The organism is Ruminococcus sp. RTP21484sp1_RTP21277st1_D2_RTP21277_210401, from assembly GCF_040924225.1.
GTDB lineage: Bacteria > Bacillota > Clostridia > Lachnospirales > Lachnospiraceae > Blautia_A > Blautia_A faecis.
This window is the reverse complement of the sequence record NZ_JBCOMJ010000024.1, coordinates 57,549-83,032: the sequence shown is the minus strand read 5'-3', so window position 1 is coordinate 83,032 and position 25,484 is coordinate 57,549. Positions and strand designations below refer to the sequence as shown.

Annotated in this window: 24 protein-coding genes and 2 pseudogenes; 19 read left to right on the top strand and 7 right to left on the bottom strand. The window is 44.0% G+C overall.

Annotated features, from left to right (window positions below):
• The first annotated feature begins 234 nt into the window (after window positions 1–234).
• Window positions 235–2,016 (top strand): 1,4-alpha-glucan branching protein GlgB, encoded by a 1,782-nt coding sequence (gene glgB / locus AB5706_RS15740; protein ID WP_173734835.1) that lies wholly within the window; start codon window positions 235–237, stop codon window positions 2,014–2,016.
• A 168-nt stretch (window positions 2,017–2,184) separates the two neighbouring features.
• Here glgB and AB5706_RS15735 read toward each other — a convergent pair whose 3' ends face one another.
• Window positions 2,185–2,553 (bottom strand): metal-dependent transcriptional regulator, encoded by a 369-nt coding sequence (locus AB5706_RS15735; RefSeq protein WP_368366191.1) that lies wholly within the window; start codon window positions 2,551–2,553, stop codon window positions 2,185–2,187.
• Window positions 2,554–3,001: 448 nt separating this feature from the next.
• Here AB5706_RS15735 and AB5706_RS15730 point away from each other — a divergent pair, with 448 nt between their 5' ends.
• From AB5706_RS15730 to AB5706_RS15715, 4 genes are all read left to right on the top strand, one after another.
• Complete coding sequence (locus AB5706_RS15730; RefSeq protein WP_368366190.1) at window positions 3,002–4,009, top strand: aldo/keto reductase; 1,008 nt, start codon at window positions 3,002–3,004, stop codon at window positions 4,007–4,009.
• A 121-nt stretch (window positions 4,010–4,130) separates the two neighbouring features.
• Window positions 4,131–4,652, top strand: coding sequence for a GNAT family N-acetyltransferase (locus tag AB5706_RS15725; protein WP_173734836.1), 522 nt, complete (start codon window positions 4,131–4,133; stop codon window positions 4,650–4,652).
• Between the two features lie 166 nt (window positions 4,653–4,818).
• Entirely contained in the window at window positions 4,819–5,679 is an 861-nt protein-coding gene (locus AB5706_RS15720; RefSeq protein ID WP_272092132.1) for a class I SAM-dependent methyltransferase, read from the top strand.
• Between the two features lie 167 nt (window positions 5,680–5,846).
• On the top strand, window positions 5,847–7,679 hold the full coding sequence (locus tag AB5706_RS15715) for a methyltransferase domain-containing protein (RefSeq protein WP_243271340.1): 1,833 nt from the start codon (window positions 5,847–5,849) through the stop codon (window positions 7,677–7,679).
• A gap of 183 nt (window positions 7,680–7,862) precedes the next feature.
• On the opposite strand, the gene AB5706_RS15710 is transcribed toward AB5706_RS15715, so the two are convergent.
• From AB5706_RS15710 to AB5706_RS15695, 4 genes are all read right to left on the bottom strand, one after another.
• Entirely contained in the window at window positions 7,863–8,609 is a 747-nt protein-coding gene (locus tag AB5706_RS15710) for an amino acid ABC transporter ATP-binding protein (protein ID WP_148461101.1), read from the bottom strand.
• A 141-nt stretch (window positions 8,610–8,750) separates the two neighbouring features.
• Window positions 8,751–9,248, bottom strand: coding sequence for a carboxymuconolactone decarboxylase family protein (locus AB5706_RS15705; protein WP_195589689.1), 498 nt, complete (start codon window positions 9,246–9,248; stop codon window positions 8,751–8,753).
• Window positions 9,249–9,250: 2 nt separating this feature from the next.
• Entirely contained in the window at window positions 9,251–9,934 is a 684-nt protein-coding gene (locus tag AB5706_RS15700) for an amino acid ABC transporter permease (RefSeq protein ID WP_148461103.1), read from the bottom strand.
• Window positions 9,935–10,004: 70 nt separating this feature from the next.
• Window positions 10,005–10,865 carry a transporter substrate-binding domain-containing protein gene (locus AB5706_RS15695; protein ID WP_148461104.1) on the bottom strand — a complete coding sequence of 287 codons (861 nt, stop codon included), beginning with the start codon at window positions 10,863–10,865 and terminating at the stop codon, window positions 10,005–10,007.
• Window positions 10,866–11,077: 212 nt separating this feature from the next.
• Here AB5706_RS15695 and AB5706_RS15690 point away from each other — a divergent pair, with 212 nt between their 5' ends.
• The 7 genes from AB5706_RS15690 to AB5706_RS15660 all read left to right on the top strand — a co-directional run bounded on the left by AB5706_RS15690 (window position 11,078) and on the right by AB5706_RS15660 (window position 17,710).
• Window positions 11,078–11,194 (top strand): nucleotidyltransferase domain-containing protein, encoded by a 117-nt coding sequence (locus AB5706_RS15690; protein ID WP_148461323.1) that lies wholly within the window; start codon window positions 11,078–11,080, stop codon window positions 11,192–11,194.
• 57 nt (window positions 11,195–11,251) lie between these two features.
• Window positions 11,252–12,190: a LysR family transcriptional regulator gene (locus AB5706_RS15685; RefSeq protein ID WP_148461105.1), complete on the top strand. Its 939-nt coding sequence runs from the start codon at window positions 11,252–11,254 to the stop codon at window positions 12,188–12,190.
• Window positions 12,191–12,418: 228 nt separating this feature from the next.
• Complete coding sequence (gene nikB / locus AB5706_RS15680; protein WP_148461106.1) at window positions 12,419–13,363, top strand: nickel ABC transporter permease; 945 nt, start codon at window positions 12,419–12,421, stop codon at window positions 13,361–13,363.
• Window positions 13,360–14,349: a nickel transporter permease gene (nikC, locus tag AB5706_RS15675; protein WP_226814808.1), complete on the top strand. Its 990-nt coding sequence runs from the start codon at window positions 13,360–13,362 to the stop codon at window positions 14,347–14,349. The genes nikB and nikC overlap by 4 nt, the downstream gene beginning before the upstream one ends.
• Before the next feature lie 146 nt (window positions 14,350–14,495).
• The gene (locus AB5706_RS15670; protein WP_195982578.1) at window positions 14,496–16,034 is read left to right on the top strand and encodes an ABC transporter substrate-binding protein; all 1,539 of its coding nucleotides are present in this window, start codon (window positions 14,496–14,498) and stop codon (window positions 16,032–16,034) included.
• A 123-nt stretch (window positions 16,035–16,157) separates the two neighbouring features.
• Entirely contained in the window at window positions 16,158–16,952 is a 795-nt protein-coding gene (locus AB5706_RS15665) for an ABC transporter ATP-binding protein (RefSeq protein ID WP_195391971.1), read from the top strand.
• Window positions 16,949–17,710 carry an ABC transporter ATP-binding protein gene (locus tag AB5706_RS15660; protein ID WP_118578163.1) on the top strand — a complete coding sequence of 254 codons (762 nt, stop codon included), beginning with the start codon at window positions 16,949–16,951 and terminating at the stop codon, window positions 17,708–17,710. The genes AB5706_RS15665 and AB5706_RS15660 overlap by 4 nt, the downstream gene beginning before the upstream one ends.
• A gap of 318 nt (window positions 17,711–18,028) precedes the next feature.
• Here the strand turns inward: AB5706_RS15660 and AB5706_RS15655 are convergent.
• Window positions 18,029–18,148, bottom strand: a pseudogene (locus AB5706_RS15655) (DUF6783 domain-containing protein); the annotation flags it as partial.
• On the opposite strand from AB5706_RS15655, the pseudogene AB5706_RS23170 reads away from it, so the two are divergent.
• The 7 genes and pseudogenes from AB5706_RS23170 to AB5706_RS15625 all read left to right on the top strand — a co-directional run.
• Window positions 18,104–18,217: pseudogene (locus AB5706_RS23170) on the top strand (DUF6783 domain-containing protein); the annotation flags it as partial. The pseudogenes AB5706_RS15655 and AB5706_RS23170 sit on opposite strands and share 45 nt — an antisense overlap.
• Before the next feature lie 77 nt (window positions 18,218–18,294).
• Window positions 18,295–19,875 (top strand): ABC transporter substrate-binding protein, encoded by a 1,581-nt coding sequence (locus AB5706_RS15650; RefSeq protein WP_195982577.1) that lies wholly within the window; start codon window positions 18,295–18,297, stop codon window positions 19,873–19,875.
• A 32-nt stretch (window positions 19,876–19,907) separates the two neighbouring features.
• Window positions 19,908–20,900 carry an ABC transporter permease gene (locus tag AB5706_RS15645; protein WP_195982576.1) on the top strand — a complete coding sequence of 331 codons (993 nt, stop codon included), beginning with the start codon at window positions 19,908–19,910 and terminating at the stop codon, window positions 20,898–20,900.
• An 11-nt stretch (window positions 20,901–20,911) separates the two neighbouring features.
• Window positions 20,912–21,784 carry an ABC transporter permease gene (locus AB5706_RS15640; RefSeq protein ID WP_207748562.1) on the top strand — a complete coding sequence of 291 codons (873 nt, stop codon included), beginning with the start codon at window positions 20,912–20,914 and terminating at the stop codon, window positions 21,782–21,784.
• Between the two features lie 50 nt (window positions 21,785–21,834).
• Complete coding sequence (locus AB5706_RS15635; RefSeq protein WP_195982575.1) at window positions 21,835–22,773, top strand: ABC transporter ATP-binding protein; 939 nt, start codon at window positions 21,835–21,837, stop codon at window positions 22,771–22,773.
• Between the two features lie 175 nt (window positions 22,774–22,948).
• Window positions 22,949–23,566: an ABC transporter ATP-binding protein gene (locus AB5706_RS15630; RefSeq protein ID WP_195409800.1), complete on the top strand. Its 618-nt coding sequence runs from the start codon at window positions 22,949–22,951 to the stop codon at window positions 23,564–23,566.
• Between the two features lie 215 nt (window positions 23,567–23,781).
• Window positions 23,782–24,375, top strand: coding sequence for a 50S ribosomal protein L25 (locus tag AB5706_RS15625; RefSeq protein WP_118578167.1), 594 nt, complete (start codon window positions 23,782–23,784; stop codon window positions 24,373–24,375).
• A 184-nt stretch (window positions 24,376–24,559) separates the two neighbouring features.
• On the opposite strand, the gene AB5706_RS15620 is transcribed toward AB5706_RS15625, so the two are convergent.
• Complete coding sequence (locus AB5706_RS15620) at window positions 24,560–25,459, bottom strand: selenium metabolism-associated LysR family transcriptional regulator (protein WP_118578168.1); 900 nt, start codon at window positions 25,457–25,459, stop codon at window positions 24,560–24,562.
• Window positions 25,460–25,484: the final 25 nt, after the last annotated feature.

Below are 25,484 nucleotides of genomic sequence, written 5' to 3'. Positions count from 1 at the left end.
GAGCGTTGCGCCGGCGAGTGAGCAATCACCATTGTCCGAGTGCGTCCGCCTTGAACAACTTTCAACACACTAAATAGGTTATAAAGAAATCCGACACATTTCAAAAAACGTTGGAAATCCAACTAATGTCTTTTTTCGTCGGTAGCAATTTTTTATTTACACAATTATACTTATTATACAGAGAAAAACAACTACTGTCTAATATCTTTTTATAATGAATGGGAGAGCAAAAACATGGATTTTTACAACTTTTATACAGGAAAAGAATTTGAAGCATATCAGTACCTTGGTGCTCACGTATGGGATGGCGGAACCACCTTCCGTACATTTGCCCCGGCAGCGCAGCGAGTATCTGTAATTGGTGAGTTCAACGGCTGGACAGAGACTCCTATGAACCGCGTTCATGATGGCAATTTCTGGGAATGCACCATGAATAATGTAGGCTCTGACCTGATGTATAAATACAGAATTTACCGTCAGGACGGCTCCTTCGTGGACCACGCAGACCCCTATGCTTTTTATAGCGAGATGCGTCCAGGCACTGCTTCAAAGACCTATGCTCTTGGCGGTTATGAATTTGGCGACAGCAAATGGCTGAAAAACCGCAAAGCAAGCTACGACAAACCAGTAAACATTTATGAAATGCATTTTGGCTCCTGGAAAAAACGAGGCGAAGGACAGGAAGACTGGTACACCTATGAGGAACTGGCACCGATCCTTATCACCTATTTGAAGGAACACGGCTATAATTATGTGGAGATCATGCCTCTCTGTGAGTACCCATGCGACGAATCCTGGGGATATCAGGATACAGGATATTTCAGTCCAACCTCCCGCTATGGCAAGCCGGAAGAATTGAAAGCATTTGTAGACCAGTGCCACCAGGCTGGAATTGGGGTCATTCTGGATTTTGTTCCAGTGCATTTTGCAGTGAATGATTATGCGTTGGCAGAATATGACGGAACAGCCCTTTATGAATATCCAAACATGGCAGTTGGCCGCAACGAATGGGGAAGCTGCAATTTTATGCATTCCAGAGGAGAAGTTTGCAGTTTTCTGCAGTCCTCTGCCTATTACTGGATGAATGAATTCCATTTCGATGGCCTTCGCATGGACGCAGTAGGAAATCTGATTTACTGGCAGGGGGACGCAAGCCGTGGAGAAAACCTGGCAGCTCTGAAATTTATCCGTACCATGAATCAGGGCTTAAAGGAAAGAATCCCTGACTGCCTCCTTTTTGCCGAGGATTCCACTCCATATCAGGGTGTGACAAAGCCGGTATGGGAGGGCGGACTTGGATTTGATTACAAATGGGATCTTGGATGGATGCATGATACTCTGTCTTATTTTCAGGCAGATGCAAAAGAAAGACAGGAAAAATATCACAAGCTGACATTCTCTATGATGTATTTTTACAATGAGCGCTATATCCTGCCGCTGTCCCATGATGAGGTTGTCCACGGAAAGGCAACCATCGCCCAGAAGATGAACGGTGGTTATGATGGGAAATTTCCACAGGCAAGAGCTTTCTATATGTATATGTATGCGCACCCGGGTGCAAAGCTGAATTTCATGGGAAATGAGCTGGCACAGCTGAAAGAATGGTGCGAAAAGGATGAGTTGGACTGGATTTTGCTGAAATTCCCTGTTCATGAAGCATTTCATAAATTCATGGCAGATCTGAACCAATGCTATCTGAAGAACAGTGCTTTTTCCCAGAGAGATTTCAGCCAGGATGGTTTCTCATGGGTGGATTGCCATCAGGAGCAGAAGTGCATGTATCTGTTTGAAAGAATCAGTGGGGATCAGAAAATTTTGGCTGTGTTCAATTTCTCCGACGAAATCCAGGAATATACTTTGGAAAAAGATTATGACGGATATGAGCTTCTCCTTGCAAGTGATATGGTGAAATATGGCGGTAAAAAGCGCTACACGAAAAAAGAAAAGGTAATTACAGGCGGAAAAGCAGTATTTAAAATGGGACCATTTTCTGCCAGATATTATCTGGTGAAATAAGGAAAAGTATATAAATAAAAAAGACCTGTATCCGGATAAAATTTTACAATGATGGAACCTTGTCATTGGTTTTATCTGGAGTACAGGTCTTTATGATTGCTGCGTACAGCAGTCAATGAGCTTCTGTAATTGTAAGAAAATGCAATGCAAAAACGCAATGCGTATAATTTATTTACCAGGAGAGAGATGCCCCTTGATAGCGGTAAAGCTCTCTGGACTGATGACATGCTCGATACGGCATGCATCGGAGGTTGCAGTTTCCGGATCAACACCCAGACTGATCAGCCAGGAGGATAAAAATTCATGTCGCTCATAAATCATATCTGCAATCTTCTGTCCGGATTCGGTAAGATAAATATATCCTTCTGGAGTGACAGTGATATGGTTCTTTTCACGAAGGTTCTTCATAGCAACACTGACGCTTGACTTCTTAAATCCAAGTTCATCAGCAATATCAACGGAACGCACAACAGGTTTCTTTTTGCTGAGAATAAGAATGGTCTCCAGATAGTTCTCAGCAGATTCATTAGATTTCACGATAAATCACCTCAATTTCTTGCTTGTGTAGCAGTACAAGTATAATACCTATAGAATACCATAGTTTACCGTTTGGGGCAATTATTTTTTTGAAATAATCCCTGCTGTTCAATTCTGTGTTGCGGTTTGTAGTCAACAATCTGCCAGTTGTTTGTTATTGCTTATTGGTAACGTTCCGGTTACTGTTCACTCCGTGACCAGTAACGCGCTTCGCAATGCACAGAAAGACGAACCTTCTTGTGACAAGCACAAGAAGTAGCGTTTGCTGCGCAAACTTAATTCTCGGGTTTTCTGTGAACTTTGTTCTCAAAAACACCTCGCGGAATATTACCAGTGAACAGTAACACGTTCCGAACAGTAATACCATAAACAGTCATATTTTCCAATGACAAATTATTTTCCGGGTAGTATACTAAAACTAATTATCGTTTTCAGGGAGGTTTTTATTATGTACATTGCTTCAAAGGAACGTTACACCATAATGGAATACAACCGTTGTGGTGACAGCGGACTTATGCTGCCGAAGGTGTCACTGGGATTGTGGCATAATTTCGGAGATACAGCGAATTTTGAGAATATGAGACAGCTGTGCTTTACTGCTTTTGACAATGGAATTACCCAGTTTGATCTGGCCAATAATTATGGACCGGAGCCGGGGAGTGCAGAGATTAATTTCGGCAGGATTCTGAAAGAAGATCTGGGAAAATACAGGGACGAGCTGATCATTACTACCAAGGCAGGATATGAAATGTGGGATGGTCCTTATGGGAACTGGGGCAGCCGCAAGTATCTTCTGGCAAGTCTTGACCAGAGCCTGAAGCGTATGGGACTGGAATATGTAGATATTCTTTACCATCATAGAATGGACCCGGAGACCCCTCTGGAAGAGACCATGGGAGCGCTGGCCAGTGCAGTGCAGAGCGGAAAAGCCCTGTATGTGGGACTTTCCAATTACGATGGAAAAACACTTTCACAGGCAACGTCGATTTTGCAGGAAATGCATTGTCCTTTTGTAATTAATCAGAATCGTTATTCTATTTTTGACAGAACTGTGGAGAAAAATGGACTAAAAAAGACCACAGGAATTCTGAAAAAAGGTCTGATCACTTTCAGTCCTCTTGCACAGGGACAGCTTACAGACCGCTATCTTAATGGCATTCCGGAGGACAGTAGAATTCGTACCGATGGCAGATTTTTGAAGGAAAGCAATCTGACTCCAGAGCGTGTGCTACAGATCCGGGAGCTGAATGATATGGCTGCAGGGCGTGGCGAGAAGCTTTCGGAGATGGCTCTTGGCTGGCTGCTTGCACAGCAGGAGGTGACCAGTGTACTCATTGGAGCATCACGACCACAGCAGATCCTTGATAACATAAAAGCAATCCACTGTGCACCATTTACGGAGGAAGAGCTTGTGAGAATTGATGAAATTGCGGCTGAAAAAATACAGCCAGTATGATCATGAAATCCCAGATATATCCAGGAGCCTGACAGCTATGAACAGTATTAAAAAGAAGCAGATAGGGCTTTTTACGAGACGAAGAAAAACATTATATTTTGCATAAGGAGAGTGACAGAAAATGATAATTCGAAAGGGAACGCAGGCTGACCTTGCGTCAGTGGAACAGCTTTACAATGACATTCATACGGCAGAAGAAACAGGTCAGCAGACCATTGGCTGGATCCGTGGCGTGTATCCTACAAGAGCTACGGCACAGGCTGCATTAGATGCCAATGACTTGTTTGTTCTGGAGGATGCAGGGGAGATCCTGGGAGCGGCCAGAATCAATAAAGCGCAGGTGGATTCTTATGCAGAGGGCGCTTGGGAATTTTCAGCCAGGGATGAGGAGGTCTGCGTCCTTCACACTCTGGTAGTTTCCCCCTCCACATCTGGAAAAGGCTATGGCAAGAAGTTTGTAAAGTTCTATGAGGATTACGCTTTAAGTCACGGCTGTCCGGAACTTCGGATGGATACTAATGCAAGAAATGCCGCTGCAAGAGGGCTGTATAAGAAGCTTGGATATAAGGAAATCGGGATTGTGCCTACAGAATTTAACGGGATACCGGATGTGCAGCTGGTATTGTTGGAGAAGCATTTGTAATAGTTGAAATTCCCTTTTAGGAAAAAAGAAAAGAGAGCAGGCGAGTTTGTAGAGATACAGATTTGTCTGCTTTTTTATATAGAGTTCCATCCCCCCGGGGGGCTTGCGGAAGAAAACTGGTTTTGATAAAATTTTAACATTAGAGTTTAATGCGGAGGAATTACAAGTGGATAAATTACTGGACGAAATAGAGAGTTACTGGAGTACCCGGACGGAGGGGTATTCTGAGGTGAATGAAAAAGAGTTGAATGGGATGCAGAAAAGGGCATGGCTGGAGACTCTGGAACGCGGATTTTTTGGAAAAAGGTCTGGGAAAAATGAGGATTCAGAAAACAATTCTGTGGAAAAAGAAGTTTTCGAAGAAGAATTTTCCGAAAAACAACATACAGACAAATATAAGGACCACCTGAGAATTCTGGATATCGGCACAGGTCCAGGCTTTTTCCCTATGATTCTTGCGGAAGCAGGATATCATGTAACAGCCATAGATTACACTCCGGGAATGCTGGAAAAGGCTGCAGAAAATGCTGTGAAATTTATCGGAGAAAAGAGCCGGAATATTGAATTTAAAAGAATGGATGCCCAGGCATTGGAGTTTGAAGATGAGAGCTTTGACGTGATCATTTCCAGAAACCTGACCTGGAATCTGCCCCATCCGGAAATGGCTTATAAAGAGTGGCTTCGGGTTCTGAAAAAAGGTGGAAAGCTTTTGAATTTTGATGCCAACTGGTATGGATATCTCTATGATGATAAGAAGCGTGAGGCTTACGAGAACGACCGCAAAAATGTGGAAAAAGGAAGCCTGGATGACCATTATCTGTGCACAGATATTGATCGAATGGAGAAAATTGCGATGCAGGTTCCACTGTCTGAGACCAAGCGTCCGGGATGGGATGTGAAGGTACTGGAAGCGCTTGGAGCAGCGCAGATTCAGGTGAATGAGGATATATGGCAGCAGGTGTGGAGCGAGGAAGAGAAGCTGAATTATGGATCTACACCCATGTTTATGGTGGAGGCTGTAAAATAGAAAAAGATATTATCAGAGATATACAGAAATTTGTACGAATTTAAAGAGAAGTAAAGCGGTATTGGTTGTAAGAATGAAGTATTAGAGTATTTGAAAAATAAGATAAGTTTTTATTGGATTGTAAGGAAAATTATTTGTAAAGAGATTATTGGAAAAGGTAGAAAATAATGAGTGAAATAATAAATATAGGTGGCTCAAGTGTGGCACCAGGGCAGCGTGTCCATGGTTTTGTTTCCATTGGAAATGGTGAATTTTCTCTTCCTGCAACCATTATAAGGGGAGAAGCACCAGGGAAAACAGCTCTTATCACAGCTGGTATTCATGCAGGAGAATATGTGGGAATCCAGAGTGCAGTAGAGCTTGGAAGAGATTTGAAAATTGAGAAAATGACCGGAACGGTAATTATTGTAAAGGTAGTGGCGAAAGAGGAATTTGAGAACCGTCACGGTTCTCTTTGCAGAGCAACCGGCGAGAATCTGAACCGGGTTTTTCCAGGAAAAAAAGATGGTACAAAGTATGAAAGACTGGCTTCAGCAGTGGTAGAAGAACTGCAGAAAGTGGCAGATTATTACATTGATCTTCACAGCGGTGACGACTATGAGAAGCTGACTCCTTATGTGTATTATGCAGGTAAAGCAGCCCCGGAAGTGATGAAAATTTCCCGTCAGATGGCAGAGCAGGTGGATGTTCCTTACATGGTAAAATCTGAGGTATCGTCTGGTGGAAGCTATAATTATGCAGCATCCTGCGGCATCCCTTCCGTGCTTCTGGAACGGGGCGGAATGGGAGCCTGGGAGACAGAGGAAGTGCGTTCTATGAAGCGGGATGTACGCAGTATTTTACGGTTCCTCGGTATTTATGACGGACATAGAAGTATGCGGAAATATTATCCATTAAACGTAACGGATGTGCAGTATCAATCCGCCTCTTATACGGGACTCTGGTATCCCCAGAAGAAGGCAGGAGACCTGTTTACAGAAGGAGAAATCCTTGGATATGTAAAGGATTACGAGGATAATATTCTGGAAACCTGTACCTCCTATGGGGACGGAGTAATCCTGTATCAGACTGGTTCCCTACAGGTGATTAAGGATGGTCCGATGGTAGCTTACGGTCGGATCAGCTACGAGGAAGACGACCGAAAAGAGAAGATTGCAGCTTACTGGACAAAGCGAAGCGACAGTTTCCTGGAGCAGAGAAGAGCGGAATTACATAGTCCATTAGCTGGTAGATGGCTGGAAGAAATTGAGAAATATCTGCCCCAAAAGGCGTTAAGTTCTGAAGAAAAAGCTCAGAAACTTACCGATAAAAAATATTTGAATAACGGAAAAAATACAGAACCTGTAATTGAGGATGAAAGCAAAGAAAAAAAAGAAGCAGTCATAGAAATTAAGGAAAAAGAGACTGATAATGGTAAGCTTAGAATCTTAGACGTGGGCTGCGGAACCGGCTTTTTTACCATCCTTCTTGCAAAACAGGGGCACCATGTAACCGGTACAGATCTTACTCCGGACATGATTGCAAACTCCCGGATTCTTGCCAAAGAAGAGCAGGTAAGCTGTGACTTCCAGGTGATGGATGCAGAGCATTTAAGCTTTCAGGACGAAAGCTTCGATGTAGTCATTTCCCGAAATCTGACCTGGACTTTACCGGAAGCAGCACAGGCCTATAAGGAGTGGACAAGAGTGTTAAAATCAGGTGGACTTCTCCTGAATTTTGACGCCAATTACGGTGCTACAAACTTTGCTGAAACCTCCGATCTCCCGGAAAATCACGCCCACAACCAGCTTGGAAATTCCCTGATGCAGGAGTGCGAAGATATTAAACGTCAGCTGCCCATCAGTTCTTACCTCCGCCCTGCCTGGGACGTGGAAGAGCTTGGAAAAACAGGAATGGAGCAGATTTCCATTGATCTGGGGTTGAGCAGACGGGTTTATAAAGAGAAGGATGAATTTTATAATCCAACTCCGATGTTTGCCATTGCAGCAAAGAAAGCATAAAAGCGGAGCGTATGCTTCACGATATGCGAATTGAGTAGGTTATGGGAGTGCAACGGACGAAACAATCCGCAGGTATCATAGTTATACAAGCCTGAAAAATATATGGTGACATAAAAATGTGCCCGGAATTTATTTCCCAGGCACATTTTTTGGAAAAAGGGATATCAAAATAAAAGAAAGTTATCAAATCACATAATCCGAACTTGTCATATGGAGGAATGCCATCGTTTTCTCACTCTTGGGCTGTGAGAAGAACTCTTTGGATGGTCCCTCTTCTACGATAACACCGTCCTCCATGTAGACTACCCAGTTGGCAACTTTTCTGGCAAAATCCATTTCGTGGGTGACTACGACCATGGTGCTTCCTTCTTCGGCAAGCTTTCTCATAACATCCAGAACCTCGCTGGTAAGTCTTGGGTCAAGGGCGGAGGTTGGTTCGTCGAAGAGAACTACTTCCGGATTGTAGGCGATGGCTCTTGCGATAGCTACACGCTGTTGCTGCCCACCGGAAAGCTGGTCCGGATAGAAGTTGGCGCGGTCTGCCATGCCTACTTTTTCCAGCATTTCCATAGCTTTTTTCTTCGCTTCTTCCGGAGAATTCTTACGGGCAATGGTAAGACCCTCCAGTACATTGTCAAGTGCTGTTTTGTTGCGGAAAAGATTGTATCCCTGGAAGACAAAGCCCATTTTCATTCGTAACTGCCGGATCTCTTTCCTGGTAACAGCAGTGATATCTTTGTGGAAATCATCGAAGGTGATTTCTCCTTTATCTGCCTGCTCCAGAAAGCTGATACAGCGGAGAAGGGTTGTCTTTCCAGAACCGCTGTTTCCTAGAACTGCGATCACAGAACCTTTTTCAACTTTGAAATCAACACCTTTTAATACTTCGTTTGATCCGAATTTTTTATGGATATTTTTTACTTCCAGCATATTTTTTTCTCACATTCTTATATAGAAATTTGGTAATTGATAACAGGGTATTATGAAGAAGCTTAAAAGTCTTTCTTCTGTAGTAAATGATATAAAATACGAGTTGTTCACATATGGTGATGCTGCCGAAGGCGACATTGATTATACTTCGATCTTTAAAATATCATTAAAGTAGTTATTGGCAACCATTAGCACACCCATAGCTGTGATAACTACGATTTCTTCTTCTGTGAATTCTTCTTTTAATTCAGTATAGATTTCATCCGGAATGTTTTTCGGATCTTTTGCAAGAGCGCGGCCAAAAGAAATAAGTAATTCTTCCTTCTTTGTAAATTGAAAATTGTCGAAATCAATACCATTATCTTTCAGAAGCTTTCTGAAATAAGTACTGCATATCAGGCAGTCATTTTCTTCGGAAATTGCATATTCAAAGAAGTCACCAGCTCTTTTTCCAATCAGTCTCTGCAGTTCCCGGTCGAGGGAGTAGGAGCTGTCTTCAATGGCTTTAAAGGCTTCTGCATTATGGAGAAGAGTAAGCTTTTCATTAGTGAGCCTGTATCCTTGTGCAAGATGGTTCCTGATTACTTCTTTCTCTTTTTCGCCTGCTGTTTCCGGGTCAATTTTTGAAATATAAGACATGATTATTCTCCTTTCACTGGCGCAGGAGCATTCCATACCAGCTTTTTCTCAAAATAGTTTTGTACCCATGTAAGTACGGTACAGATCATAAGGTAAATAACAGCAGCCTCGCAGTACAGGGCGAAGGGCTCGTAGGTTCTGGCGGCAATCTGCTGTGCGGTGGTGAACAGCTCCACAACTGTGATACTGGAGGCAAGGGAAGTGTCCTTGGTAAGTCCGATCAGTGAGTTAAATAGTGGTGGAAAAGCGATTCGGAATGCCTGGGGCATTACAATCCTGGTCATGGTCTGGCGGTAACTCAGACCCACCATATAAGCAGCTTCTGTCTGTCCTTCTGGTACCGCCTGGATTGCAGATCGGAAAATCTCAGCGTTGTAAGCGCCAAGGTTCAGGGCAAAGGCAATCACAGCGGATGGAAAAGCGTCCAGGATAATTCCGACAGACGGCAGGCCAAAGAAGATGATGAATAGCTGTACAATAAGTGGGGTTCCGCGGAAGACCCATATGTAAAATCTTGCGAACTGCTTCAGGCCTTTTACATTGGCAATCTGTACCAGGGCCAGAAAAAGGGCGATGATGCAGCCAAAAACAAAGGATAATAAGGTAAGGGGGATTGTAACTTTTATTCCGGGTATGAGGATTCTGGTGAAAGAAGATACCAGAATCCCTGCTAAACGTTCACTCATAATTGTTTCCTTTTACTTTCAATTGTTGGATGATTGTCTGTTGTTCTGGACAACAGCTGTGGAAAAGTAATTAGTTTTCATCAGTGCTTTCTGTTGTTGCATCCTCAGAAGCGGTGTCTGTATTTGCTGCATTTTCATCCTGTGGCTGTGTGAAGTCTGTGCCGAAGTAATCCTCAGAAAGCTTGCTTAAAGTTCCGTCTTCTTTCAGTTCGTCAATAGCGTTCTGAACTGCATCATATAAAGCTGTTTCCCCTTTCTTGATCGGGACAGCGTAGGTATCCACAACGTCCGGGATTACGAAAGCAACTTTCAGATTTGCATCCGGGTGCTGCTGAAGGTATTCATTGAATACAACAGAGTTAAAGGTTGTGAAGTCGGCACGTCCGGATTCAATCAGGGAAACCGCTTCGTCAGCTGTGCTGATCTGTACAAGAGATGCACCGGCGTCTTCCAGAATATCAAGGTAAGCGGTTGTAGCAGTGTTTGCTACTTTTTTGCCATCCAGGGAAGCCATATCTACGATATCATCATTGTCCTTGGCTACTACGATCTGCTGTGTGATGTAGAAATATGGTCCTGCGAAATCGTATTTCTCTTCACGCTCAGGTGTGATACTTACTGCATTGATAACTGTATCAAGACGTCCACTGTCGATTCCTGCAAGAAGGGAATCCCAGTCAGATTCTGTGAAATCTGCTTCCACACCAAGCTTGTCTGCAATTGCCTTTGCTACCTCCACGTCAAATCCGGTAAGCTCTCCGTTGTCGTCATGATAGGTGTATGGAGGATAGGTTCCTTCCACACCGACTTTCAGTTTTCCTGATTCCTGAATCTGTGCAAGCTCGTCATCAGCTGCGTAGGCCATGCTGCATGTTGCCAGAACTCCTGTTAATACTGCTGCAATTCCTAAAGTCAAGATGCTTTTTCTCATAATTGTATCCTCCTCTTATTTTGTTTCCTATTTAGCAACTAGGATTAATATGGATTGAATGATAGCATAGAAATCTGGTCTTGTCTAATATGGAATAAAGATAGCTGGCTATAGGAAATGACTATAACATGCTTAAATTGAAAGTACACAGCTTGACTTAATAGGAAGATATGGTAAAGTGGAAGAAAGAAATCTGGTGGGAGTGAGGCTTAATAATTCTCTTTGGGGCAAGGGCGCGTGGAGATTTCAAAAGGACGAGTGACATTGATCTTGCAGTCAGTGGAGGGGATTTTTGCAGATTTGCACTGAATGTAGATGAGGAAACATAAAAACAGAACGAAAGCAGATGTAAAAAGACTGAAGCTTTCGCCAGAGAGGGAATAGCTATGTTAGATCTGAAGCAACTGAAATATTTTATAGTGTGTGCTGAAACTGGCTCTATCAGCGAGGCTGCCAAGCTGCTTTATACAACCCAGCCCAGTGTGAGCAAGGCAATCAAAGCGCTGGAGGAGGAAATGGGAATTGTATTGTTTGAGCGTATGCCAAGAGGAATTGCGCTTACGGCGAAAGGCCGGGAGGCATACCGATATGCGTGCAGGATTATAAATGATTCCCGGATACTGGAAGAGATGAGCCATGGGAATATGGCAAAATATCTACGGATTTCATTGAATCCCAGTTCCTGGTTTACGAATCAGTTTGTGGAGTTTTATAAGGAAAATTATGACAAGGATTATCATTTTGAAATCTATACAGCCGGTGTGCGCACGGTCATGGAACGTGTGCGTGATTACCTTTCAGACATTGGCTTTGTATACGTGATGGAACAGCAAAAAAAGGAATTCCAGTATGAGCTGGCGAAAAACAAGCTGGTTTTTACCGTTATGCAGGAAAGTACGGCGACATTTTATCCGGGAAAGTTGAATATATTGGATCAGGAAGCAGCTGACAGAGAGAATGCACAGACCGTAAATATGGAAGCGATGAAGAACTTCCGATTTATCCAGAACTTCCGTGATGAGTTTCTGGAATTGGGAGAGAAAGAAAAACGTAGTGTGTTCAGCTGGGAAAATCTGAATGTTTCCATTATTACAAACAGCGACTACATTATGGAAAAGATGCTGAAAGAGACCGGACTTTGCAATATCAGCGGCAGTTATCTTTCCAATGATAAAAAGGCAGCAAACAAAGGCATTCCGCTGGAATTCAAAAAGAATAAGGTGGTTTTCGGATACATCAGAAGAAAGAATGACGAGACGGATGAGCTGATGGAGGAATTGCTGGGATTTTTAAGGGAAAAATTGAAGCTGGAGAATGGCAGCTGAATATGAGAGGGATAAAAGAAAAACGGAAGCAGAATCGGCTAAAGGAACGTGTGCCGGTCTGCATAAATAGAGAAAAGGTATTCCTGAAAATTGAAAATATATTCCAAATAAGAATAGCTTATAACCCCCTGGGCGGGTTGTAGGCTGTTTTTTATTTTGCTAAACTACACCAAGGGATGAAAGAATGAGTAAAAACCTACTTGTACAGTATGGAATGGAGACAATTAAATGAAAAAATATGCAATCAAACGTATCCTTCAGCTGATTCCCATTCTGTTTGCAATTACTTTTCTTTCTTATGGAATGATGCGTATTGCAGGAAGTGATGTTGTAACGCGGAAAATGGAGAATACAGGAGGGGTAGTGTCAGAAGCTGCACTGGATGCGGCAAGAGAAGAGCTGGGGCTGGATAAGCCATTTTTAACCCAGTATTTTGTATGGCTTGGAAAACTGCTGCGTGGAGATATGGGAAACAGCTATGTATCAGGAGTTTCGGTCTTTGATACTTTTATATCAAAACTGCCGGCAACCTTGCTTCTTACGGCTACTTCCATTCTGCTTACTATTATTATTTCGATTCCTTTGGGAATTTTGTCTGCGGTGAAGCAGAATACAATTGCTGATTACCTGATTCGTTTCTGCAGTTTTATAGGAAACAGTCTTCCTAATTTCTTTGTATCACTTTTGCTTATGTATTTTCTTGCAATCCGGATCAGGATTTTCCCTGTTATTGCCAAGGATGTGAGTCTGAAAAGTGTTGCAATGCCGGCCATAACCCTGGCCATTGCCATGTCTGCGAAATATCTGCGGCAGGTAAGGGCTACTGTGTTAGATGAGCTGAGTAAGGATTATGTAACAGGTGCCCGTGCCCGTGGGGTGAAGTTTTCTGTTACCTTATGGAAAAGTATTATGAAAGCATCCCTGGTTACGGTCATTACCCTGTTAATGCTGTCAGTGGGAAACCTCCTTGGCGGTACGGCAATTGTGGAGTCCATCTTCATGTGGGACGGTGTTGGAAAACTGGCAGTAGATGCTATTTCCATGCGCGATTATCCCATTATTCAGGCGTATGTTATGTGGATGGCGATCATTTATGTGCTGGTGAATCTGCTCACAGACCTGTCTTACCGGTTCCTTGATCCGAGAATCCGTCTGGGAGGTGCGAAGCAGTGAGTGTAAAAAAAATGGACGAAGTGCCAGAAAAGAAAACGGAAAGTAAAATACTGGCAAAGATGGGTAAGAAAGAACAAGGTAGATGTCAAAAAGAAAGTGTAGTGCTGAAAAATGGGCAAAGCACAGATAATGGAAAGCACGTAACCGTGCGTGTGCAGAGGATTAGAAAGATCCATATAAAACAAAAGCTGATAATTTTCAGCGTTCTGGCTGTCTGTCTTGTAGTCCTGGCAGTTTTTTCAGACCATCTCTGTCCTTATGACCCTTACGCCCAGGATCTTTCCAGCGCCCTTCAGGCACCCAGTCTTCAGCATCCAATGGGGACAGATACTTATGGCAGGGATATGCTGTCCAGGGTGATCAGCGGAGCAAGAGCCAGTATTTTTTCCACTTTTATACTGGTGGCTGTGATTTCCATTTTTGGTACGATTGTGGGATTATGCTGTGGCTATTATGGCGGAATTCTGGATTCTGTTATGATGAGAATTTCTGATGTCTGTCTGGCATTTCCAGGGCTGGTGTTTGCAATGGCGATCGCGGCCATTCTTGGGGGAGGTATCCAAAATGCTATTATTGCGCTGGCAGTGGTCAGCTGGCCAAAGTATTCACGTATAGCCAGAAGTCAGACACTGGCTTTGAAAGAGGAACCTTACATCCATGCGGCGATATTGGCTGGGGACAGCTCTGCTCAGATCCTTGTTAGACATGTTCTTCCCAATATGATCGGACCGGTTCTGGTAACAGCTATGCTGGATATTGGAACCATGATGATGGAGCTTGCAGGACTTTCCTTTCTGGGTCTTGGAGCGCAGATTCCAATGGCTGAGTGGGGAAGCATGATGAGCGGTGGACGAAGTATGATCCAGACATATCCATGGGTGGTTCTGTCGCCGGGAATTGCGATTTTTATATCGGTGGTTATTTTTAATCTGCTGGGAGATACCGTCCGGGATTACCTGGATCCGAAGAATAGCCGGATCAAGTGATGCGAGACAGTCAGAGGCTGAAATACGCGGCTTCCAAAACACAATTTTGGACTCTTTTGTGCTGTCAAAGCGGAAATGAAATATGTAAGCTTTGGAAAAAAGCATGTTAAATATAAGAGTATGAATAAACACGAGGAGGAATGTAAATGAAAACAAAGAAGATTCTTGGAATTGCACTGGCTGTCTGTATGACAATGGGATTAACTACAGTGCCCGCAATGGCGGAAGATAAGAAAACATTTGTATTTGGTGATACCACCTTTAATGCGGAGAATGAAGAAGCGGATATCAATCCACAGAACACCTACGCCGGCTGGGCCTGCATCCGCTATGGTGTCGGCGAAACCCTGTTCCGCTATTCTGATACCATGGAAATTGAACCATGGATTGCCAAAGAATATGAAAATGTAGATGAGCTGACCTGGAAAATTACTTTGAACGATGGTGTTGTATTTTCCAATGGGCGTGTCTGTGATGGACAGGCGGTAAAGGAAAGCCTGGAGTCTCTGGTTGAAAATCATGAAAGAGCAGCGGGGGACCTTTGCATTGACAGTATTGAGGCAGATGGAAATGTGGTTACCATTAAGACCACAGAGCCGAAACCGGCATTGATTAACTATTTAAGTGATCCCTATGGCTGTATCATTGATGTACAGGCCGGAATTACAGACAATGGAATTGTAATCGGCACGGGTCCTTATGTGGCTACAGATCTGGTAACGGACGATCATCTTACACTTGTAAAAAATGAAAACTACTGGAATGGGGATGTAAATGTGGATGAAATCACGGTTCGAACCATTTCCGATGGAGATACACTGGCATTTGCACTTCAGGCAGGTGAAATCAATGCTGCCTATGGTATGGCATATGCAAGCTATCCTTTATTTGAGAATGATGATTTTACGTTCTCCAGTGCTGCAACAAGCCGCGCATTCTATGCATGGATGAATTTTGAAAGTACGGTAACTTCTGATCCGGCAGTCCGCAAGGCAATTGCCATGGGAATTGACAAAGAGAGCTTCGTATCCGTACTTCTGAATGGATACGGATATCCGGCAGTTGGTGCATTCCCGGATACTTTTTCATTTGGCGGACAGAATCTGACTACAGAGAGCTATGATCCGGATGGAGCCAAAAAGGTTCTGGAGGATGCAGGCTGGATTGATTCCGATGGTGACGGAATCCGTGAAAAGGATGGCGAGAAGCTTGTAATCCGCTGGCTTACCTATCCAAGCCGTCAGGAGCTTCCGCTGCTGGCAGAATCAGCCCAGGCAACTCTGAAAGAGATTGGTATGGATGTTCAGGTTAACTGCACATCTGACAGCAATACCATCCGCAAAGATCCTGCGCAGTGGGACGTATACGCAAGTGCCATGGTAACAGCCCCAACAGGAGATCCGGAGAATTTCTTCACAACCTGTGCTCTGGATAACTCTGTTTCCAATAATGGACATTATCACAGTGATAAGCTGGAAGAGCTTGCAAAAGAGATGGGAAAAGAATTTGATGTGGAAAAACGTTCCGAACTGGGAATTCAGATGCAGCAGACCGTTCTGGACGACAACGCTTATGTGTTCTGTTCTCATCTTAAAATGAGCATGATCATGCAGTCAAATGTAACCGGTCTTGTGGCCCATCCTTGTGATTACTATGAGCTGACAGCAGATCTGGATATTAACTAAGGAAAAATACGCTTTGTGAGTTTGACCTGCCTATGGTCTAAATGAGAGCCAGCTGCCATGTATGGATAATACAGGCAGCTGGCAGAAATATTTTTTGGATATCAAGGAGGAGTTTGCGCGACAATGGAGAATAAAATACTCACCTATGATTCGGTGGAGATATCCTTTGATGGGGAAGCGGTAGTCCATGATGTAAGCTTCTCACTCACACCGGGCGAAATCCTGGGGCTTGTAGGAGAATCCGGAAGTGGTAAAAGTACACTGATCAAAGCTGCTATGGGACTTCTTGGTTCAGGAGGCCTGGTAACCAGAGGCGACATCTGTTATATGGGACAGAATATTCTGGATATTTCAGAGAAGGAAAAAAGAAAAATCCGGGGATCAGGAATCGGCATGATTTTCCAGGATGCAGGAGCCTCTCTTTGCCCCATCCGTACGATTGGTGACCAGATTTATGAGAGTATGCGCGCCCATAAGAAAGTGAGCAGAAATGAAGCAAAGGATCGTGCCATGGAATTGTTTGAAAAGCTGAATTTTAAAGACAGCCAGCGCGTGTGGGACAGCTATCCCTTTGAATTATCCGGTGGAATGAATCAGAGAGCAGGGATTGCCATTTCCATGCTGATGAATCCACCGATTCTTTTGGCAGACGAACCTACAAGTGCACTGGATGTATCGGTTCAGCGTCAGGTAGTAAGAGAAATGTTAAAGCTCAGGGAATTGTTTGGAACAGCAATTATAATTGTAACCCACGATATTGGTGTAGTTCGGGCAATGGCGGATACCGTTCTGGTTCTGAAGAATGGAAAAATGGTGGAATATGGAGAGGCAAAAAAGGTGTTGAACCATCCACAGGATCCATATACGAAGAAGCTGCTGGCAGCAGTTCCAAGGCTTAAGAGAAAGGAAAGATCATGAACACACTTTTGGAAGCTGAACACTTAACGAAGGTATTTGCGCAGAGGGGAAAAGAGCCTTTTAAAGCTGTGGATGACGTAAGCTTTTCTTTGCAGGCAGGAGAAACACTTGGAATCGTTGGCGAATCCGGCTCCGGAAAAAGTACACTGGCGAAGATGATCACAAGGCTGACGGATATTACAGATGGTACTTTGAAATTCCAGGGAAAAGACATTACGAAATTGAAACAGAGCCAGTTGAGGGACGTATATGGAAATATCCAGATGGTTTTTCAGAATCCGGCAGGTTCCTTTGACCCGAGAAGAACTTTGGGAGACGGAATCGGAGAGAGCCTTCGAAATCGCGGCATGAAGAAGGCCGATATCGCAATAAGGGTGAAAGAACTGCTGGAACAGTGCGGACTTGAAGAAGAACTGGCTAAAAGATATCCACATGAGGTCAGTGGAGGACAGTGCCAGAGAGCTGCAATTGCAAGGGCACTGGCAGTGGAACCGAAGGTGCTGATCTGCGATGAAGCTACCAGCTCACTGGATGTGACCATTCAGAAGCAGATCATGGAGCTTCTGGAAGAGCTGAAGGATACACATGGCTTATCCTTTATATTTATCTGCCATAATCTTGCACTTGTACAGAGCTTCTGCGATAAGGTGCTGGTTCTGTATGACGGAAAAGTGGTGGAGAGCGGGAAGCCGGATGATATTATCAATGAGCCGAAAGAGGCGTATACAAAGAAGCTGGTGGATGCAGTATTTGAGTAAAATAAGCACAGAAGAAAGCCCTGCCGGGCAGGATTGCACTGCGATGAAAGGGGAGTTGCCGTTCGAGGCAACCCGCCGCAGTCGGAGAATCCTGCAAGCAGGATTTTTTTTTCTTGAAATTTCCTTGTAAGATATTCCATAAAAGCAGAAAAATATGCAAAATGGGAATGGGTAAATATCCCCCTGGGGAGCTTGTGATACCTGTTGATTCTGGTACAATAGGTTTCAGCAGCAAGGCAGAAAACGCCTAAAATGCGAATTTTTATACATAGTTACATGTAACACCTCCACTCATTATTACATGTAAATACAGACCTTCTATAGAAAGACAGTTATAGGACAAAAGCTTATAACTGCCTTTCTTATCTGGAGCGTATTTGAAAAAAATTCCGCAGTCTGCACGCCCCACTTTGCGGTATATTTCACCCGGATTCGGGAAAAATCTCCACAAATTGTGATGTGCATCTTGCAGAAAGCCTTTTTCAGACACGCTCTGAGAAGAAATGAGGGATGGAGAAAAAAGAGTCAGTAATCTTCAGAAAATAATATTTCTGCTGATAATAAAAACAAGAGGGAGAACTGCTATGAAAATCAAGAAAGTAATCAGTTTATTATGTACAGCGGCCATGCTGCTGGCTGTACCAGCCGGGAATGTTTATGCGGGTGCGGAGGATCAGTCTGTGGTAGTTACAATGCCAACCACATCAGAACCGGAATCCGGTTTTGATCCGGCTTACGGATGGGGAGCCGGAGAGCATGTTCATGAGCCATTGATCCAGAGTACCCTGGTTCGTACCACCAAGGACCTTGGAATTGAAAATGACCTTGCCACAGAGTATTCCTGTAGTGACGATGGTCTTACCTGGACTGTAAAAATCCGTGATGATGTGAAGTTTACAGATGGAGAGCCATTGACCGCCTCTGATGTTGCTTTTACCTTTAATACCTGTCGTGATGAAAGCTCTGTAAACGATTTTACCATGTTGAAGGAAGCGGTTGCAGTGGACGATACGACGGTAGAGTTTCATATGAATGAGCCATATTCCATTTGGCCATACACCATGGCAATTGTAGGAATCGTACCAGAGCATGCCTATGATGAAAATTATGGACAGAATCCAATTGGTTCCGGACGTTATATTATGAAGCAGTGGGACAAAGGACAGCAGGTTATTTTTGAAGCAAACCCGGATTACTACGGAGAAGAACCAAAGATCAAAAAACTGACGGTGCTGTTTATGGAAGAAGATGCAGCCATGGCAGCGGCAATGTCCGGACAGGTAGATGTAGCTCACACAGCAGCCTCTTACAGTGACCAGGAAATTGACGGGTATGAACTCCTGAGTGTGGCAACTGTGGATAACCGTGGCTTTAATCTTCCTTGTACAGAACCAGAAGAAAAAGACGGTATCACATATGGAAACAGTCTGACTTCCGATGTGAAGGTGCGACGTGCAATTAATCTTGCTATTGACCGCGAGGAGATGATTGAAAATGTACTCAATGGTTATGGAACAGTAGCCTATAGTGTTTGCGACAAAATGCCATGGTACAACGAGGAGGCTGTTACAGAGTATGACCTTGATGCAGCGAAGGCTCTGATGGAAGAAGCAGGCTGGATAGAAGGCGATGACGGGATAAGAGAAAAAGATGGGGAAAAAGCAGAGCTTACCATTATGTTTTCAAATGGAGATTCTGTGCGCCAGGCACTTGCAGAAGACTCTGCGAATCAGCTGCGTGAGCTTGGAATTGATGTAACTACTTCTGGTGTTGGCTGGGATACCGCCTACGATCAGGCACAGTCAGAACCGCTTATATGGGGATGGGGAGCACATAGCCCTATGGAGCTTTACAATATTTATCACACCATCAAAGATACCGGAAGTGCGGAATATTCTCCATATGAAAATGAGACAGTTGACAAATACATGGACGAAGCACTTGCAAGCAGCAACCTGGAAGAATCCTACGATCTCTGGAAAAAAGCCCAGTGGGACGGAACCACAGGAATTACACAGGAAGGGGATATTCCGTGGATCTGGCTGTGCAATATTGATCATCTTTATTTTGTACGTGATGGTCTGAAAGTGGCAGATCAGAAATTACATCCTCATGGCCATGGCTGGTCTATTGTAAACAATGTAGACCAGTGGGAATGGGAATAAAGAGTAAGAAAAAACGAAACGGATAAATTAAGATGAAACGCATAGGTATTTACGCAGGAAAGAACCTGCTACGAATCATATTACTGCTTTTTGCAGTAAGCATTCTTACCTTTGCCCTTGTATCAGCTTCCCCCATTGACCCGTTACAGGCCAATGTGGGGCAGGCTGCTCTGGGCAGTATGAGTGAAGAACAAAAAGAAAAGCTGCGCTCCTACTGGGGCGTGGATGAACCGCCAGTGCAGAGATATCTGAACTGGCTGAATGCATTTATAAAGGGAGATGGAGGAATTTCTCTGTTATACCGGCAGCCGGTGACAAAGGTCATTGCAGTGAAGCTGGGAAATTCTCTTTTTCTTATGGGACTGGCGTGGGTGTTTTCCGGACTTGTGGGCTTCCTTCTGGGAGTACTTGCAGGGGTGTTTCAGGGCAGGCTGCCGGATAAGATCATAAAAGGCTATTCGCTGGTGATTGCCAGCACTCCTTCTTTTTGGCTGGCACTTTTGCTGTTGATCATTTTTGGAGTCTGGATGAAAATCCTTCCCATTGGACTTAGTGTTCCTGTTGGAGTAGAAGTCAGCGGTGTTACCTTTTTGGACAGAGTGCGTCATGCCATTCTTCCGGCAGTCACTTTAAGCATAACCGGAATTTCGAATATCACATTACATACCAGGGAAAAAATGATTGATATAATGGAAAGCGATTACATCCTTTTTGCAAAGGCGCGGGGAGAGAAAACCGGAAGCATCATTTTTCACCATGGCATTCGTAATGTGCTGTTTCCGGCCATGACCCTGCAGTTTGCATCTGTCAGTGAGATCATAGGAGGTTCCGTTCTTGTGGAGCAGGTATTTTCCTATCCGGGACTGGGACAGGCGGCTGTAGCGGCGGGAACTGGCAGTGATGTGCCTCTCCTTATGGGGATTACATTAATAACAGCAGCCATTGTTTTTCTGGGAAATTTCCTGGCAAATGTACTGTATGGAGTTGTTGATCCCAGAATCCGGAAGGGAGGGCTGGGACTATGAGCGAAGGTGTAATGAGAAACAGTTGTTCAAAGGGCAGCTCGGGAGTCGTGGAAAAGCAGAGGAAAAGGCTGAATCAGCGGCAGAAAGCAAGGATTTTGCTGGTTTTTTCTGTAGCTTTTCTGGCGGTGATAGCCATACTTGGAGTGGTGCTTCATGATGCCGCTATGGTGACTGATTTTTCCAGAAAAAATATTGCTCCCTGTCTGAAATATCCTTTTGGTACGGACTGGCTGGGCAGAAATATGTTTTACCGTACTCTTACCGGTTTATCTATGAGTATTCTTATTGGCGTGCTGGCAGCAGGTGTAAGCGCAGTTATGGCACTGATTCTTGGAATTTGTGCAGCAACTCTTGGGAAAAAGGTGGACTCTGCCATCTCTTTTGCAATTGACACTGTTATGGGAATTCCGCATATTCTGCTGTTGATCCTGATTTCCTATGCTATGGGAAAAGGGGTGAAGGGAGTGATCGCAGGTGTGGCGCTGACACACTGGACATCTCTGGCAAGGCTGATCCGAGGTGAGGTTATGCAGCTTCGGGAAAGTGAATATATTCAGATCGCAGGAAAGCTTGGGCTGGGCAAATGGGAGATTGCGAAAAAACACATAGTTCCCCATGTTCTGCCCCAGTTTATTGTTGGGCTGGTATTGCTTTTCCCACACGCAATTCTTCATGAGTCCAGTATTACATTTCTGGGCTTTGGGCTTTCCACGGAGCAGCCGGCGATTGGAGTTATTTTATCAGAAAGTATGCGCTATCTGATCATGGGCAAATGGTGGCTGGCTGTATTTCCTGGAATGATGCTGGTTCTTACGGTTGTGCTGTTTGAAAAAGGCGGTACAGCTCTTCGTCAGCTTCTGGATCCGGGAAGTGTTCACAAATAGAGAATAGCAGGAGGGACTGTCCGGTAAGAGACAGCAGCGTATGAAAAAATATGAGTTGTACAAATAAGAAAAAAATACTGGAAATAGAAGAGCTTTCCGTTTCCTTTCTCCAATATAAAGGGAAAACCAGCAGACAGAGCTGGCTTCCCGTGATTTCAGGTCTATCTGTTGCAGTGAGGGAAGGGGAACTGGTGGCTGTAGTCGGCTCCAGCGGTTCCGGAAAAAGTCTTCTGGCACATGCGATTTTGGGAATTCTGCCTTATAATGCAAAAGTATCCGGAATTATGAAGTTCCAGGGTGAATTGATGGACGAAAAGAAGATCAGTGAACTTCGTGGAAAGGAAATTGCTTTCGTACCTCAGAGCACCTTATATCTGGATCCGCTTATGAAAGTGGGGAAACAGGTCTGTGGAAAAAGAGGGAAAAAAGGGGCAGAAAAGCAATCGGAATTGTTCCGCAGGTATGGTCTGCCTGAGGAAACGGAAACGAAATATCCTTTCGAGTGTTCTGGAGGAATGACCAGAAGAATTTTGCTGTCTACTGCATTAATGGAAAATCCAAAGCTTATTATTGCGGATGAACCTACGCCTGGCATGGACCTGACACTTGCGAAAAAGTCTATGGAGGATTTCAGAAAATTTGCAGATGAAGGAAATGGAGTTCTTCTGATTACTCATGATATTGAGCTGGCACTGGAAGTTGCTGACAGGATCGTTGTTTTTTATGCAGGAAAAACAGTGGAAGAGGCCCCGGTTTCGGATTTTCGTTCAGAAGAGACCTTGCGACATCCTTATACGAAAGCATTGTGGCGGGCACTTCCGCAGAATGGCTTTACCCCTCTTGACGGAACCCAGCCTTATGTGAAAGACATGCCGCAGGGATGTCCTTTTGGACCAAGGTGCAGCTGGTATCGGGAAGAATGCAAAGGGGAAATACCTATGGTGGAGGCTGGATGCGGAAGTGTCAGGTGTATCCGGTATTGTATGTAAAACGGAAATACCACCTATCGGCGACATTACTATATAGGAAAGTCAGCTGTTGTGTGCCTGTGGCACTCCCACAGCTGCCGACAGCATTCGTAATCCGGGACTTTCATAGTAAAGTCAGATAGGGGATAACTTTAATGCATATTGCCTACTGAATAGTTATAACAGGAGATGTAAAATGATTCTGGAAGCACGAGATATTTCATTTTCTTATGAGAGAAAAGGCGCAGAACTTTTTTCAAATATAAAATTTAAAGTGGAAAACAACGAAAGAGTGTGGGTGCCAGGACCAAGTGGCTATGGAAAAACCACATTGTGTAAAATTCTGGCTGGCTATCTGGAACCTTGCAAAGGACAGATTTTGCTGGATGGAAAGCCTTTGCCGAAGAAAGGGTATTGTCCGGTGCAGATGATCTGGCAGCATCCGGAAAGGGCTGTGAATCCCAGACTGAAAATGGAAAATATTTTGTCTGATGGAGGGCAGGTTGAAAATCGGATCATAGAGGAGCTGGGGATAGAAGAAGATTGGTTGAACCGGTATCCTCAGGAATTATCCGGTGGGGAATTGCAGCGTTTCTGTATTGCAAGAGCACTGGGAAAAGAGACAAGGTTTCTGATTGCAGACGAGATCAGTACCATGCTGGATCTCATCACGCAGAGCCAGATATGGAATTTCCTGCTGGATGAAGTAAAAAGGCGGGAAATCGGGTTGATCGTGGTATCTCATAGTGAGGCATTATTGAAGCAGGTTGCAGAGCGAAAACTGCCTTTTACGGCAGAGAAGACAACTGCCTGAAAATTTTGAGTGATTCATTTATTTTATACTTCCATTTTCCAAGAAAAACAAGAGCAGATTTTAACAAAAAAATCCCTTAAAAAAAAGTTATGTTTGGTTAATCATAATTGAAACAAGTGACTATAATAAGGGACGTAAAAAGAAAAAAGAAGTACTTAACAAAACCTCTTTGTTGAAGGCTGCTAAGCGTTTCAGAATTTTGGAGGAAAAGATAAATGAATACTTTAAAAGCTGAAAAAAGAAGCATGGATGTCAAAGCAAAGAAATTAAGAAGAGAAGGATTTGTAACAGGTAACCTGTTCGGCAGAGAAATTGAAGGTTCCATTCCCCTTAAGTTTACTAAGAAAGAAATTGAAGTTCTGTTGAAAAACAACAATAAAGGAAGCCAGGTAATGCTGGAGCTGGATGGCAAGACCTACGATGCGCTGATCAAGGAAGTTGATTATAATCCACTTGCACATACAGTAGAAGAGGTAGATTTCCAGGCACTGGTAAGCAATGAGATGGTTCATTCCACTGCTGAGATCATTCTGGAAAATGAAGAGAAAGTTATGTCCGGTGTTCTGCAGGATGAGTTGAAAGAGGTTGCATACAAAGCACTTCCGGCAGATCTGGTTGACAAGATCAAGGTTGATGTCGCTGGTATGAAGATTGGTGATACGCTTCGTGTGAAAGACCTTGAAATCGCCAAGAATAAGAATATCCACATCACAACTGATCCGGAAGCAGTTGTCGCAACTGTAACACCAGTTCACAACGTAGTTCCGGAGACTGAGACAGAGGCTGAAGAGACTGCTGAGGAGAAATAAGCTGGCGGCAGTTGCTGAAATTGAATTTTGAATATGTGTGAATGAAATGGGAAGCTGTTCACTGGGAAATTGGTGGGCAGCTTCCTTTTGTCTGGTATTTCTAAAAGCGGTTATTAGAGTGTGTTTGAAAAATCTCCCATAAATTGTGACGCACATCGTGCAGAAAGCCTTTTTTAAACACGCTCTAATAAAAATTTGTTACGAATTTTAAAAACTGCTTCACATGTGGCTTCAGAATCCGGTTCTTACTGTACACAATGTAGAAGGTTCGCATGGCGGATTCGTGATTCAGGGGAAACATGAGAATCTGGTGGGTGTCGGCCAGATCTTTGGCAGAGCAGGCAGAGAGGATGGAGATTCCAAGGCCGCCGGCTACAGACTTGCGGATGGCCTCCAGATCGTTCATGCGGGCTACAATGTGCAGGGAAGAAGCCGGGATATTTCGTTTTTCCAGATAGCGGTCAATTTCCTTTTTGGTTCCAGAACCAGTTTCGCGCATAATAAAGGGTTCTCTTAGAAAATCAGAGAAATCAAGGGTACCGGAATCCATTTTTTGCTGATATTGCAGGTAATGCTGGTTGACCGGGGTGGCAATTACAAGTTTATCTTTGCAAAAAGGGATAAAACAGCAGTCTGGTTCGTCAAAGGTATTTCCCACCAGAGCCAGATCCACGCTGCCATCTAGAACTCTTGCCACAGCGCCGAGACTGTCGGATTGCCAGGAGTGAAAATATACGTCTGGAATCTGGCAGGTGAAGGCACTGAGAATACCTGGCAGAAGGTAGGAGGAAGGAATGGTGGAAACAGCCAGGTCAATGATCTTTTTATTTTGTCCGGTGAACTCTTCTATAATGTTGCTGCGCATGTTCAGCATATTGGAGGCGCAGTCATAGAGCAGAAGACCGCGCTGGGTGATGTTCAGCTTCTTGGTGGTGCGGATCAGCAGCCGCGAGTTCAATTCCTGTTCCAGAGAATTGATGTGGGCACTGATGGTGGGCTGGGTCAGGTTCAGCTGGCGGGCGGCTTCGGAGAAGCTTTTATTTTCGACTACGGCTACGAAGGCCTCTAATTGTTTAAATTCCATAGGATAAAAATACTGGTTCCTTTCT

What these genes read in the sequence shown, in the direction of transcription:
- AB5706_RS15635 (WP_195982575.1), top strand. Translation starts at nt 21,835, where the DNA reads ATGAGTTGTACAAATAAGAAAAAAATACTGGAAATAGAAGAGCTTTCC.
- AB5706_RS15620 (WP_118578168.1), bottom strand. Translation starts at nt 25,459, where the DNA reads ATGGAATTTAAACAATTAGAGGCCTTCGTAGCCGTAGTCGAAAATAAA.
- glgB (WP_173734835.1), top strand. Translation starts at nt 235, where the DNA reads ATGGATTTTTACAACTTTTATACAGGAAAAGAATTTGAAGCATATCAG.
- AB5706_RS15670 (WP_195982578.1), top strand. Translation starts at nt 14,496, where the DNA reads ATGAAAACAAAGAAGATTCTTGGAATTGCACTGGCTGTCTGTATGACA.
- AB5706_RS15705 (WP_195589689.1), bottom strand. Translation starts at nt 9,248, where the DNA reads ATGTCTTATATTTCAAAAATTGACCCGGAAACAGCAGGCGAAAAAGAG.
- AB5706_RS15660 (WP_118578163.1), top strand. Translation starts at nt 16,949, where the DNA reads ATGAACACACTTTTGGAAGCTGAACACTTAACGAAGGTATTTGCGCAG.
- AB5706_RS15700 (WP_148461103.1), bottom strand. Translation starts at nt 9,934, where the DNA reads ATGAGTGAACGTTTAGCAGGGATTCTGGTATCTTCTTTCACCAGAATC.
- AB5706_RS15695 (WP_148461104.1), bottom strand. Translation starts at nt 10,865, where the DNA reads ATGAGAAAAAGCATCTTGACTTTAGGAATTGCAGCAGTATTAACAGGA.
- AB5706_RS15630 (WP_195409800.1), top strand. Translation starts at nt 22,949, where the DNA reads ATGATTCTGGAAGCACGAGATATTTCATTTTCTTATGAGAGAAAAGGC.
- AB5706_RS15685 (WP_148461105.1), top strand. Translation starts at nt 11,252, where the DNA reads ATGTTAGATCTGAAGCAACTGAAATATTTTATAGTGTGTGCTGAAACT.
- AB5706_RS15645 (WP_195982576.1), top strand. Translation starts at nt 19,908, where the DNA reads ATGAAACGCATAGGTATTTACGCAGGAAAGAACCTGCTACGAATCATA.
- nikB (WP_148461106.1), top strand. Translation starts at nt 12,419, where the DNA reads ATGAAAAAATATGCAATCAAACGTATCCTTCAGCTGATTCCCATTCTG.
- AB5706_RS15625 (WP_118578167.1), top strand. Translation starts at nt 23,782, where the DNA reads ATGAATACTTTAAAAGCTGAAAAAAGAAGCATGGATGTCAAAGCAAAG.
- AB5706_RS15730 (WP_368366190.1), top strand. Translation starts at nt 3,002, where the DNA reads ATGTACATTGCTTCAAAGGAACGTTACACCATAATGGAATACAACCGT.
- AB5706_RS15725 (WP_173734836.1), top strand. Translation starts at nt 4,131, where the DNA reads ATGATAATTCGAAAGGGAACGCAGGCTGACCTTGCGTCAGTGGAACAG.
- AB5706_RS15665 (WP_195391971.1), top strand. Translation starts at nt 16,158, where the DNA reads ATGGAGAATAAAATACTCACCTATGATTCGGTGGAGATATCCTTTGAT.
- AB5706_RS15640 (WP_207748562.1), top strand. Translation starts at nt 20,912, where the DNA reads ATGAGAAACAGTTGTTCAAAGGGCAGCTCGGGAGTCGTGGAAAAGCAG.
- AB5706_RS15650 (WP_195982577.1), top strand. Translation starts at nt 18,295, where the DNA reads ATGAAAATCAAGAAAGTAATCAGTTTATTATGTACAGCGGCCATGCTG.
- AB5706_RS15710 (WP_148461101.1), bottom strand. Translation starts at nt 8,609, where the DNA reads ATGCTGGAAGTAAAAAATATCCATAAAAAATTCGGATCAAACGAAGTA.
- AB5706_RS15715 (WP_243271340.1), top strand. Translation starts at nt 5,847, where the DNA reads ATGAGTGAAATAATAAATATAGGTGGCTCAAGTGTGGCACCAGGGCAG.